Raw genomic sequence first — 11647 nt, 5'->3', positions numbered from 1 at the left:
CTGAGTTACTGTTCTTTAGAGACAGGGAGTGAAGTAGCTGTTTGCAGATAGTGCTCTGCAACGTCCAGCATGCGGTTGGCAAAACCCCATTCGTTGTCGAACCAGGCCAGGATGTTCACCAGCCGCGGGCCGGAAACTCGAGTCTGACTGGCATCGACAATCGCCGAATGTGGGTCATGGTTGAAATCACAGCTTGCGTGGGGTAGCTCGGTGTAGGCCAAAAGGCCTTTGAGCGGGCCGCTGGTGGCGGCCTCGCGCAGAATCCGGTTGACCTCGGCGGCATCGGTGTCACTCACGGTCTGCATCGTAATGTCGAGGCAAGACACGTTAACCGTCGGCACCCGTACGGCTTTGGCCTGAATTCGCCCGGCAAGTTCCGGCAGCAGGCGTTCGATGCCGCGCGCCAGACCAGTGGACACCGGAATCACTGACTGGAACGCCGAACGGGTGCGGCGCAGGTCTTCGTGGTGATAGGCGTCGATCACTGGCTGATCGTTCATTGCCGAGTGAATGGTGGTAATCGACACGTACTCCAGACCAATGGCCTGATCCAGCAGGCGCAACAGCGGCACGCCGCAGTTGGTGGTGCAGGATGCGTTGGACACCAGCAACTCGTCGCCGGTCAGGCAATCCTGGTTCACGCCGTAGACGATGGTGGCGTCGACATCCGCCTCGCTGGCCATCGGCTGGGAAAACAGCACGCGCGGCGCGCCGGCGTCGAGGAACCGCTGGCCGTCTTCACGCGTGTGGTAAGCGCCGGAGCACTCCAGCACCAGATCGACGCCCAGCGACGCCCAATCGATGCCTTCGGGGGTGGCACTGCGCAAGACCTTCACGCAGTTGCCATTAATATGCAGACAATCGCCGTCGACCTTCACTTCGCCGGGAAAACGCCCGTGAGTGGAGTCAAAGCGTGTCAGGTATTCGATACTGGCCATATCCGCCAGATCGTTGATCGCGACAATTTCAAACCCGGCCGTCGAGCCTCGCTCAAACAACGCACGCAAGACGCAACGACCAATCCGGCCGTAGCCGTTGAGTGCAACTTTGTAAGGACGCGGTTGAGGCATGGGGTTCTCGATAGACGCGGGTAGAAGAATTCTTGTTAACAACACGCCCCTTGTAGGAGCGAGCTTGCTCGCGATGGACGTTAACGATAACGCGCGCTTTCTGGATAAGCGCGTCGCCCTCACGTTTTTCGCGAGCAAGCTCGCTCCTACAGGAGATTGCGGTGGTTATGAAACCACCGCGTCGTGCTTAATCTTCCAGCAGCTCTTCAGCCTGACCCAGAATGTTTTCCAGGGTGAAGCCGAACTCTTCGAACAAGGCAGGCGCAGGCGCCGACTCGCCGTAGGTGGTCATGCCGATCACGCGGCCTTCCAGGCCCACGTATTTGTACCAGTAGTCCGCGTGAGCGGCTTCGATGGCGATACGGGCGCTGACTTGCAACGGCAGAACCGATTGCTTGTAGTCGGCGTCCTGGGCATCGAACACGCTGGTGCAAGGCATCGAAACAACGCGCACTTTGCGACCTTGTTCGGTCAGCTTGTCGTAAGCCTGAACTGCCAGACCCACTTCCGAACCGGTGGAGATCAGGATCAGCTCAGGCTCGCCCGCGCAGTCCTTCAACACGTAACCGCCACGGGCGATTTCGGCGATCTGGATCGCATTGCGGGTTTGGTGCTGCAGGTTCTGACGCGAGAAGATCAGCGCCGACGGGCCGTCTTTACGCTCCAGCGCGTACTTCCAGCACACGGCCGATTCAACGGCATCGGCCGGGCGCCAGGTGTCGAGGTTCGGCGTGCAACGCAGGCTGGCCAGTTGCTCGATTGGCTGGTGAGTCGGGCCGTCTTCGCCCAGACCGATGGAGTCGTGGGTATAGACGTGAATCAAATGCAACTTCATCAAGGCCGACATGCGCACTGCGTTGCGGGCATATTCCATGAACATCAGGAAGGTCGCGCCGTAAGGCACCAGGCCGCCGTGCAGCGCCACGCCGTTCATGATGGCAGTCATGCCGAATTCGCGAACGCCGTAGTACATGTAGTTGCCGCTGGCGTCTTGCGCCGTAACACCTTTGCAGCCTTTCCACAGGGTCAGGTTGGAACCGGCCAGGTCAGCCGAGCCACCGAGGAACTCAGGCAGCAACGGACCGAACGCGTTCAGGGCGTTCTGGCTGGCTTTACGGCTGGCGATGGTTTCGCCCTTGGCAGCGACTTCAGCAATGTACGCCGAGGCTTTTTCCGAGAAGTCGGCCGGCAGGTCACCGCTCAAACGACGTACCAGTTCGTTGGCCAGCTCAGGGAATACAGCAGAGTAAGCGGCAAAACGCTGATCCCACTCGGCTTCGGCCGCACGGCCGGCTTCCTTGGCGTCCCATTCGGCGTAGATGTCGGCCGGGACTTCGAACGGACCGTGGTTCCATTTCAGTGCAGCACGGGTCAGAGCGATTTCCGCTTCACCCAATGGGGCGCCGTGGCAATCTTCTTTACCTTGCTTGTTCGGCGAACCGAAACCGATGGTGGTCTTGCAGCAGATCAGGGTTGGCTGATCGCTTTTGCGTGCGGTGTCGATCGCCGTCTTGATTTCTTCCGGGTCGTGACCGTCGACGTTGCGGATCACCTGCCAGTTGTAGGCTTCGAAACGCTTCGGGGTGTCGTCGGTGAACCAGCCTTCGACTTCGCCGTCGATGGAGATACCGTTGTCATCGTAGAAAGCAATCAGCTTGCCCAGGCCCAAAGTACCGGCCAGCGAGCTGACTTCGTGGGAAATGCCTTCCATCATGCAGCCATCACCCAGGAACACGTAGGTGTGATGGTCGACAACGTTATGGCCAGGACGGTTGAACTGCGCCGCCAGGACTTTTTCAGCCAGGGCAAAACCTACCGCGTTGGCCAGGCCTTGGCCCAGTGGACCGGTGGTGGTTTCAACGCCCGGGGTATAGCCGAGCTCCGGGTGACCCGGGGTGCGGCTGTGCAGCTGGCGGAAGTTTTTCAGGTCATCGATCGACAGGTCATAGCCGGTCAGGTGCAGCAGCGAGTAGAGCAACATCGAGCCGTGACCGTTGGACAGCACGAAGCGGTCGCGGTCGGCAAACGATGGATTGCTCGGGTTGTGCTTCAGGTAGTCACGCCAAAGTACTTCGGCGATATCCGCCATACCCATAGGGGCACCGGGATGGCCGCTGTTGGCTTTTTGCACGGCATCCATGCTGAGGGCACGAATGGCGTTGGCACGCTCACGACGGCTGGGCATCGCTGTTCTCCTGCGGATATTGAATCGAGAGTGAATAAAACGAAACGGAAAAAAGGCGAGCATTTTCCCTCACCGGGCCGCCTCGGGGCAATGACAGATAGTCATCTGGAGACGTTTTTCCCACGGATAACCACGGTTTCGACTGATGAAACCTTTCCGCCGTTCGGTTGTAGAGTGAAACAAGGCCCCAGAAGTGCCATCTATCGAGCAATATCAAAACTTTTTGATATTGCCCTTGCGATGATTTCGGACCGTCACTAGACTGCTGGCCTTATGAATTTACGTGTGCCCTCCATTCAACATGACGATTGCGATGAGCTGGCGGCCCTGTGCAAGGCCGGTGGCGATCCTCTGCGACTGAATGTATTGCGCGCACTGGCCAACGATTCGTTTGGCGTACTGGAACTGGCGCAGATTTTCGGCATCGGCCAGTCGGGGATGAGTCACCACCTCAAGGTATTGGCACAGGCCGATCTGGTGGCGACTCGCCGTGAAGGCAACGCGATTTTCTACCGTCGCGCCCTGCCCCACACCGATTTGCTGGGGGGCAAGCTGCACGCCGCGCTATTGGAAGAAGTGGACAATCTGACCCTGCCTGCCGATGTGCAGTCGCGGATCGGTCAGGTTCACGGACAACGAGCGGCGGCCAGCCAGGACTTTTTCTCACGGGTCGCGGAGAAGTTCCGCGCTCAGCAAGACTTGATCGCCGGCTTGCCGCAATACCGCGAAAGCGTGGTGGCTCTGCTCGACAAGCTGAGTTTCAGCGCAGGTGCCACGGCCATCGAAGTCGGTCCTGGCGACGGTGCATTTTTGCCGGAACTGGCACACCGCTTCACTCAGGTGACGGCGCTGGACAATAGCCCGGCGATGCTCGAACTGGCGCGCCAGGTCTGCGAGCGTGAAACGCTCACTAACGTCAGTCTGCAATTGGCCGATGCATTGAACGGTGTAAGCCTCAAGGCTGATTGCGTTGTACTGAACATGGTGCTGCACCATTTTGCCGCGCCGGCCGAAGCGCTCAAGCACATGGCCGAATTGCTGCAACCGGGCGGTAGCCTGCTCGTGACAGAGTTATGTAGCCACAACCAGAGTTGGGCCAGGGAGGCCTGCGGTGATCTCTGGTTGGGGTTTGAACAGGACGATTTGGCCCGTTGGGCCACCGCTGCGGGACTCGTTCCCGGGGAAAGCCTCTATGTAGGCTTACGTAATGGTTTCCAGATTCAGGTCCGCCACTTTCAGCGGCCAACTGGCGACACTCACCATCGGTAAATTCAGGAAAAAATCGAGATGAGCGAATACTCCCTCTTCACCTCCGAGTCCGTGTCCGAAGGGCATCCGGACAAAATCGCCGACCAGATTTCCGATGCGGTGCTGGACGCCATCATTGCTGAAGACAAGTTCGCCCGCGTGGCGTGCGAGACCCTGGTGAAAACCGGTGTGGCAATCATCGCCGGTGAAGTCACCACGTCGGCCTGGGTCGATCTGGAAGAGATCGTGCGTAACGTCATTCTGGACATCGGCTACAACAGCTCCGATGTCGGCTTCGACGGTGCCACTTGCGGCGTGATGAACATCATCGGCAAGCAGTCCCCTGACATTAACCAGGGCGTTGACCGTGCCAAGCCTGAAGATCAGGGCGCTGGCGACCAGGGCCTGATGTTCGGCTACGCCAGCAACGAAACCGACGTGCTGATGCCAGCACCGATTACCTTCTCGCACCAGTTGGTTCAGCGTCAGGCCGAAGCCCGTAAATCCGGCCTGCTGCCTTGGCTGCGCCCGGACGCCAAGTCGCAAGTGACTTGCCGTTACGAAGGCGGCAAGGTTGTCGGTATCGACGCCGTTGTTCTGTCGACCCAGCACAACCCTGACGTGTCCTACAAAGACCTGCGCGAAGGCGTGATGGAGCTGATCGTCAAGCACGTACTGCCTGCCGAACTGCTGACCAAAGACACCCAGTTCCACATCAACCCGACCGGCCAGTTCATCATCGGCGGCCCGGTAGGCGACTGCGGTCTGACCGGCCGCAAGATCATCGTCGACAGCTACGGCGGCATGGCCCGTCACGGCGGTGGCGCATTCTCCGGTAAAGATCCATCGAAGGTTGACCGTTCCGCCGCCTACGCCGGTCGTTACGTCGCCAAGAACATCGTCGCTGCCGGCCTGGCCGAGCGCTGCGAGATTCAGGTGTCCTACGCGATTGGTGTCGCTCAACCGACTTCGATTTCGTTGAACACGTTCGGCACCGGCAAAATCAGCGACGACAAAATCGTCAAACTGGTTCGTGAAGTGTTCGACCTGCGTCCATACGCCATCACCACCATGCTCGACCTGCTGCACCCGATGTACCAGGAAACCGCTGCGTACGGCCACTTCGGCCGCACCCCGGCCACCAAGACTGTGGGCGAAGACACGTTCACCACCTTCACCTGGGAAAAAACCGACCGCGCCGACGAGCTGCGTTCGGCTGCCGGCCTGTAACACTTCCCCGGCGGTACCAAAAGCCCTGCACGGTTCTCCGTGCGGGGCTTTTTAATGGGTGAAGATCAAAAGATCGCAGCCTTCGGCAGCTCCTACAAAGGCATGCCGTACACCTGTAGGAGCTGCCGAAGGTTGCGATCTTTTGATCTTCTGGCCGCGAAACACACTGAAAAACATCCCCCGCCTCACCCCCCGAAAACTGACTAGCCTTGAAAACACCCCCTCGAGCAAGGACGCTCCCGATGTTTCTGCGCCTGTTTTCCGCTTTCTTCCTCGCCTTGGCCTGCCTGAACGCAAACGCTGCGAACTGTCCCGACTGGCCACCCGCCAGGGCTCTGGACGAAATCAAAGCCCTGCAAAAACAAATCGACATTTGGGACGACAGTTATCACCGCCATGGCCGCTCGCTGGTCGCCGACGAACTCTACGATCAGTCCCGTGTACGGCTGACCGAATGGCGTGAGTGTTTTGACTTGGGTCTGGCGCCTGAACCATTACGTACGGCTGGCGGCAACATTGCCCACCCCATCGCTCACACGGGCCTGGAAAAACTGCGTGATGGTCGAGCAGTCGAGCACTGGCTACGTGACCGCAAGGACATCTGGGTACAACCCAAGGTCGACGGCGTGGCCGTGACGCTGGTTTATCGCCACGGCTTACTGCACCAAGCCATCAGTCGCGGTGACGGGGTGAAAGGACAAGACTGGACGACCTCGGCGCTGCTCATCCCGGCCATCCCCCGGCAACTGCCGCAACCGCTGGACCTGGTGGTGCAAGGCGAACTCTATTGGCGTCTGACCGACCATGTACAGGCCGAATCCGGCAGCCTCAACGCCCGTTCCACGGTGGCCGGCCTGATGGCCCGCAAGCGACTCGACGCCGAGCAAGCCGCCGGTATCGGGTTGTTTATCTGGGACTGGCCACAAGGCCCGGCCAATTTGTCCGCCCGCCTGGTGATTCTGGATGACCTGGGCTTCCCGAGCACCGTTGCGTACAGTCAGCCGATCAAGGCAGTTGCCGGTGCTGAACGTTGGCGCGACCACTGGTATCGCTCGCCCCTGCCCTTTGCCACTGACGGTGTCGTCCTGCGCCAGAGCCAGCGACCCTTGGCTGAACGCTGGCAGGCAAAAACGCCTTACTGGGCCATCGCCTGGAAATACCCCTTTGCCCAGGCGCTGGCCGAGGTACGCAACGTTGACTTCAAGGTCGGTCGTACCGGACGGATCACACCGGTGCTGGACCTGAAACCTGTGACGCTCGATGACCGACTGATCAAGCGCGTCAGCGTCAGTTCCCTGCGACGCTGGGAGGCATTGGATATCCGGCCCGGTGATCAAGTGTCGATCAGCCTGGCGGGACTGACTATTCCAAAGCTTGACGGGGTCGTTCTACGCGCCACCGAACGCCCTGAATTGAACGTACCGGTGGCCGCTGACTTTCATCATTTGAGTTGCTGGCAGCCGACACCGGGGTGCGAGAGCCAATTTCTCGCGCGATTGACCTGGCTCAGCGGCAAGCAGGGGCTGGCTTTGCCTCATGTCGGCCCTGGTACGTGGGAGAAACTGTTCGCAACAGGCCATCTGAATGGGCTGCTGGATTGGTTGACCCTCGATGCTCAAGAGCTTGGTAACATTGACGGCTTCGGCGAACGCAGTACCGCTCGCCTTTTGAACAGTTTCAACAGTGCCCGACAACGCCCGTTTACTCGCTGGCTCAAAGCCTTGGGTTTGCCACCGACGGGCCAGGCACCGCTTGCCGATTCCTGGCAGGCGCTGGCACAACGAAGCACCGAACAATGGCAGGCTGAAGCCGGCATCGGGCCGGGACGCGCGGCGCAATTGAGCGCATTTTTCCGCGACCCACAGGTCCTGGCCTTAAGTGAAATATTACGTGTGGCGGGCGTCGACGGTTTTTAGCGGCCGATGATGCCCGTGCCCCGGGAACCCAATGGTAGCGATGGGCTCAAACAGCTCATCGCCACATCGACCTGATTGCCTTTTCACATGGAGCTTTTATGAAATTTCTTTCACCGCTCGCCCTGTTGGCTCTTTGCAGTGTGATAGCCGCCCCATTGATGGCCGGCGAAGAGGCTCCGGGGCTGTCCGGATGTGCCGCCAAGAAGCAGGGCATCATCAATCAGATCGAACTGGCTAAATCCCACGGCAACGCCGATCAGCAGGCAGGCCTGGAAACGGCCCTGAGTGAAGTGACTGCCCACTGCACCGACGCCTCCCTGAAGAAAGAACGGGAAAACAAGGTGCTTGATGCCAAGCATGAAGTCAGCACGCGTCAGGCTGATCTCGACAAGGCCATGAAAAAAGGCGACCCCGAGAAGATCAACAAGCGTAAAGACAAACTCGCCGAGGCCCGCAAGGAGTTGCAGGACGCACTGGATGAGCTGGATAAATAAACCTTAAAAGATCGCAGCCTTCGGCAGCTCCTACCTGTCATGCGTACACCTGTAGGAGCGAGCTTGCTCGCGAAGGACTTGAGATCACCGCGTTTATTCAGGAAGAACGCATTATGGTTAACGACCTTCGCGAGCAAGCTCGCTCCTACAGGGGTACGCGTGACATGTAGGAGCTGCCGCAGGCTGCGATCTTTTAGCAATCAATGATCCCGAAACTGTTTATGGCACGCACTGCAGGCATCTTCGACCTTCTGCACCGCCGGCCCCAGATTGCTGACCTTGTAAGGCTGAACCTTGCTGGTCATCACCAATTCACCGGTAGCGCTTTCAAGGTTGCGGGCCATTTCCTGGAAGCGGGACTGTTGTTGCCACACATTATCCTTGGCGCTGGTGTGATCTTCTTCGCGCACCTGCGGGAAATGTTTCCAGGGTTCATGGGACAAGGCGTCAAGTTTCTCGGCGCCTTCTGCGAATTTCGGGCCGTCGAACGGAATGCGGCCACGTAACATGCCGCCCAAGTCTTCACCGGCCTTGAGCATTTGCTTGAAAATAGCCTTGCGCTGACCCAGCGGCGAATTAGGGTCTACGCCGCCGCAAGCAGACAACGTCAGACAGGCCAGCAATACAACGGAAAGTCTTTTAAGAGTCATGGTGGCTTCAGGTCACGGGAACGACGGCCAGTATCCCCGCGTCATCGCCAAAGACCAATAGCCCTATTAACAACATGGGTTGTTTGAGCGCATGGAGCACTCAGGCAACCGACAAAGGAATTACTCCATGAACAGCCGTTTCAAGGCATGGCGTCACAGCCTGGCCTGGACCCTTCCGATGGTAGCCGTGCTTGCTGGCTGCACCGGTGGTGACAACAACAAACCCAAAACCCATGCCCTGGCCACCTACTCCAGCGCCACGTGGGAAGCGCTGCCGACCGTATCCGACAATGACCTGGTCGCCGGTTTCGGTTCGTGGCGCAGCGCCTGCACCCGTCTCAAAGCCGACCCGGTCTGGGGCTCGACCTGCGCAGCAGCCGCCAATGTGCCGCAATCCGCCAATGACATTCGCGGCTTTCTCAAGCAGAGCCTCGATGTCTACGGCCTGCGGGCCGCCAACGACAATCCCAACGGGTTGATCACCGGTTACTACGAGCCGGTCTACCCCGGCAGCCTGACGCAGACCAACGTCGCGAATATCCCGGTGTACGGTGTTCCAGAGGACATGATCATTGTCTCGCTGGACAGCCTCTACCCCGAACTCAAGGGCAAACGCCTGCGCGGTCGACTCGAAGGTCGCGTGCTTAAACCTTACGACGATGCGGCGACGATTGAGACCAAAGGGGTCAAGGCCCCGGTCGTGGCCTGGCTGACCGATCCGATGAACCTGCAATTCCTGCAAATCCAGGGTTCGGGGCGCATCCAGCTCGACGATGGTCGTCAATTGCGCATTGCGTATGCCGATCAAAATGGACATCCGTATCGACCGATTGGTCGCTGGTTGGTAGACCAGGGTGAGCTGAAGAAAGAAGACGTGACCATGAGCGCTATCAGTGCCTGGGCCAAAGCCAACCCTACGCGCATCCCGGAACTGCTCGGCAGCAACCCGAGCTACGTGTTTTTCACCCGCAACCCCGACAGCAACGAAGGGCCGCGCGGCTCGTTGAACGTTCCGTTGACCGCCGGTTATAGCGCAGCAGTGGATCGCAAAGTGATTCCGCTCGGGAGTCTGTTGTGGTTATCCACAACTCGTCCGGATGGTACTGCGCTGGTTCGCCCGGTAGCGGCTCAAGACACTGGCGGCGCGATTGCTGGCGAAGTGCGAGCGGATCTGTTCTGGGGCACGGGTGAGGCGGCCGGGCAATTGGCTGGCGACATGAAACAGCAGGGGCAGATCTGGATGTTGTGGCCCAAAGGCGCGGCATTGCCGCAAGTGCCGCAGGTGGCTGACAAGCTCTGAAGTCAAAAGATCGCAGGCTGCGCCAGCTCCTACAGGGATGTAGGAGCTGACGAGTGAAAAACGAGGCTGCGATCTTTTGATCTTAAATAGACACAAAAAAGAAACTGGCAATCAACCCCATCCCGACAAACCACACCAGCGAACGCAAAATCGCCCAGTCCGCCAGGTAGCAAATGATGTACAGCAACCGGCTGGTAATGAACAACACCGACAGCACATTGACCGTCACCAGCTCGGCATTGCCGGCCAGGTGCGCGACGATCACTGCCGCCGCGAATGCCGGGGTCACTTCAAAACTGTTCAGTTGCGCCGCATGTGCGCGCCTACCCAAACCATTCAGTGACTCGAGAAAATCCCGGGGGTCATGGTTGTCTTTCAGCCCGTACCCGCCACTGGCCTTGGCGATGCCCGTGCAGAGGTAGGGCAGGAAAATCGCAATCAAAATGCACCACAGAGCAACCGTCATAAAGCAGTCCTTTCTTCACGTTTTAGAAATACACATTCACGTCAAAACTTCATCACCAGCATGCCAACCAGCACCAGCCCACAGGCTAAGAGCCGCGGCCCGCCGAAAGGTTCTTTCAGGTAGCGCATGCCGAACAGCACCACCAGAATCACGCTGATCTCGCGCAATGCCGCCGCTTCGGCAATCGAGCCCAGCTGCATGGCCCACAGCACCAGAGCGTAGCTGAACAACACGCAAAACCCGACCGCCAACCCCAGTCGCCACTGTTCACGCCAAAACAGCATGAACGCCGGGCGCTTGCGCACCCATGCCAGCAACGGGAATGGCCAGGCACTCAGCAGCGTGACCCAGACCAGGTAGTCCAGTGGATGCGACCAGCGCCGCAACGCCTGGCCATCAATGAAGGTGTAGCAGCCAATGCACAGGCCGATCAACGCCACCACCGGCAGCATCGACCACGGTAAGCGCGCACCGCCGCCGCCCTGCCAGAGCAGGCAAAGCATGCCGAAGGGAATCAGCAGAATCCCGAAGATTTGCTGATTCGTCAGCACTTCCCCGGCAAAGACCAGCGTCAGCGCCAGCACCACCAAGGGTGACAAACCACGCATCAACGGATAGACCAGCCCAAGGTCGCCGACCCGATACGCCTGGATCAGCAAATAGCGATAGAGCAACTCGAACGCCGCCGACGCTAGAATCCACGGCCATATTTCGATGGGCGGCAGCGCCACGAACGGCAACATCGCGGCAACGAAAAGCATCGCCACCGTGTCCATGCAGGCCACCACCAGCAACCGCTCGGCGCTGAATTTGATCAGGGTATTCCACGCCGCATGCAACAGCGCCGCTACTAACACCAGTGCTGTTGCAAGCACGGCACACTCCTTATTTTTGCCCCCTGTAATCCCCTTGTAGGAGCGAGCTTGCTCGCGAAAAACGTCGATGCAACGCGTTTAAACAGCAAACACGCGTTATCGTTGACGTCCATCGCGAGCAAGCTCGCTCCTACAGGGATCGTGTGGAGAATTGATTCGCCATAGGTCAGTAGCTGTTTATACTGCAAGCGACCACGCCGCACTCAGTTGCGC

10 protein-coding genes are annotated in these 11647 nt (G+C 59.0%); 5 read left to right on the top strand and 5 right to left on the bottom strand.

The annotated features are described in order from the left end of the window. Nucleotides 1-5: 5 nt before the first annotated feature. Together epd and tkt are read right to left on the bottom strand one after the other, a co-directional pair. On the bottom strand, nucleotides 6-1070 hold the full coding sequence (gene epd / locus JFU37_RS14415; RefSeq protein WP_201115907.1) for an erythrose-4-phosphate dehydrogenase: 1065 nt from the start codon (nucleotides 1068-1070) through the stop codon (nucleotides 6-8). 187 nt (nucleotides 1071-1257) lie between these two features. Further along, entirely contained in the window at nucleotides 1258-3255 is a 1998-nt protein-coding gene (gene tkt / locus JFU37_RS14410) for a transketolase (protein ID WP_201115906.1), read from the bottom strand. 273 nt (nucleotides 3256-3528) lie between these two features. Here tkt and JFU37_RS14405 point away from each other — a divergent pair, with 273 nt between their 5' ends. The 4 genes from JFU37_RS14405 (at nucleotide 3529) to JFU37_RS14390 (ending at nucleotide 8143) form a co-directional block, all read left to right on the top strand. Continuing rightward, nucleotides 3529-4524: an ArsR/SmtB family transcription factor gene (locus tag JFU37_RS14405; protein ID WP_201115905.1), complete on the top strand. Its 996-nt coding sequence runs from the start codon at nucleotides 3529-3531 to the stop codon at nucleotides 4522-4524. 18 nt (nucleotides 4525-4542) lie between these two features. Beyond that, nucleotides 4543-5733 carry a methionine adenosyltransferase gene (gene metK, locus JFU37_RS14400; protein WP_201115904.1) on the top strand — a complete coding sequence of 397 codons (1191 nt, stop codon included), beginning with the start codon at nucleotides 4543-4545 and terminating at the stop codon, nucleotides 5731-5733. 242 nt (nucleotides 5734-5975) lie between these two features. Beyond that, a complete protein-coding gene (gene ligB / locus JFU37_RS14395) occupies nucleotides 5976-7649 on the top strand; it encodes an NAD-dependent DNA ligase LigB (protein ID WP_201115903.1) in 1674 nt (557 codons plus the stop codon). Nucleotides 7650-7747: 98 nt separating this feature from the next. Then, entirely contained in the window at nucleotides 7748-8143 is a 396-nt protein-coding gene (locus JFU37_RS14390; RefSeq protein WP_201115902.1) for a DUF1090 domain-containing protein, read from the top strand. Nucleotides 8144-8343: 200 nt separating this feature from the next. Here JFU37_RS14390 and JFU37_RS14385 read toward each other — a convergent pair whose 3' ends face one another. Continuing rightward, complete coding sequence (locus tag JFU37_RS14385) at nucleotides 8344-8793, bottom strand: c-type cytochrome (protein ID WP_201115901.1); 450 nt, start codon at nucleotides 8791-8793, stop codon at nucleotides 8344-8346. A 127-nt stretch (nucleotides 8794-8920) separates the two neighbouring features. Here JFU37_RS14385 and mltA point away from each other — a divergent pair, with 127 nt between their 5' ends. Beyond that, complete coding sequence (mltA, locus tag JFU37_RS14380) at nucleotides 8921-10093, top strand: murein transglycosylase A (RefSeq protein ID WP_201115900.1); 1173 nt, start codon at nucleotides 8921-8923, stop codon at nucleotides 10091-10093. Nucleotides 10094-10175: 82 nt separating this feature from the next. Here mltA and JFU37_RS14375 read toward each other — a convergent pair whose 3' ends face one another. Together JFU37_RS14375 and JFU37_RS14370 are read right to left on the bottom strand one after the other, a co-directional pair. Further along, a complete protein-coding gene (locus JFU37_RS14375) occupies nucleotides 10176-10559 on the bottom strand; it encodes an MAPEG family protein (protein ID WP_201115899.1) in 384 nt (127 codons plus the stop codon). Between the two features lie 41 nt (nucleotides 10560-10600). Then, nucleotides 10601-11434, bottom strand: coding sequence for an EamA family transporter (locus JFU37_RS14370; RefSeq protein ID WP_201115898.1), 834 nt, complete (start codon nucleotides 11432-11434; stop codon nucleotides 10601-10603). Nucleotides 11435-11647 lie beyond the last annotated feature (213 nt).

Origin of the sequence: Pseudomonas sp. TH41, assembly GCF_016650695.1 — a bacterium.
In the GTDB taxonomy this organism is placed as follows: Bacteria; Pseudomonadota; Gammaproteobacteria; order Pseudomonadales; family Pseudomonadaceae; genus Aquipseudomonas.
The sequence above is the reverse complement of the archived record's forward strand: the minus strand, read 5'-3'. Positions and strand labels throughout refer to the sequence as shown.

What these genes read in the sequence shown, in the direction of transcription:
- epd (WP_201115907.1), bottom strand. Translation starts at nt 1,070, where the DNA reads ATGCCTCAACCGCGTCCTTACAAAGTTGCACTCAACGGCTACGGCCGG.
- tkt (WP_201115906.1), bottom strand. Translation starts at nt 3,255, where the DNA reads ATGCCCAGCCGTCGTGAGCGTGCCAACGCCATTCGTGCCCTCAGCATG.
- JFU37_RS14405 (WP_201115905.1), top strand. Translation starts at nt 3,529, where the DNA reads ATGAATTTACGTGTGCCCTCCATTCAACATGACGATTGCGATGAGCTG.
- metK (WP_201115904.1), top strand. Translation starts at nt 4,543, where the DNA reads ATGAGCGAATACTCCCTCTTCACCTCCGAGTCCGTGTCCGAAGGGCAT.
- ligB (WP_201115903.1), top strand. Translation starts at nt 5,976, where the DNA reads ATGTTTCTGCGCCTGTTTTCCGCTTTCTTCCTCGCCTTGGCCTGCCTG.
- JFU37_RS14390 (WP_201115902.1), top strand. Translation starts at nt 7,748, where the DNA reads ATGAAATTTCTTTCACCGCTCGCCCTGTTGGCTCTTTGCAGTGTGATA.
- JFU37_RS14385 (WP_201115901.1), bottom strand. Translation starts at nt 8,793, where the DNA reads ATGACTCTTAAAAGACTTTCCGTTGTATTGCTGGCCTGTCTGACGTTG.
- mltA (WP_201115900.1), top strand. Translation starts at nt 8,921, where the DNA reads ATGAACAGCCGTTTCAAGGCATGGCGTCACAGCCTGGCCTGGACCCTT.
- JFU37_RS14375 (WP_201115899.1), bottom strand. Translation starts at nt 10,559, where the DNA reads ATGACGGTTGCTCTGTGGTGCATTTTGATTGCGATTTTCCTGCCCTAC.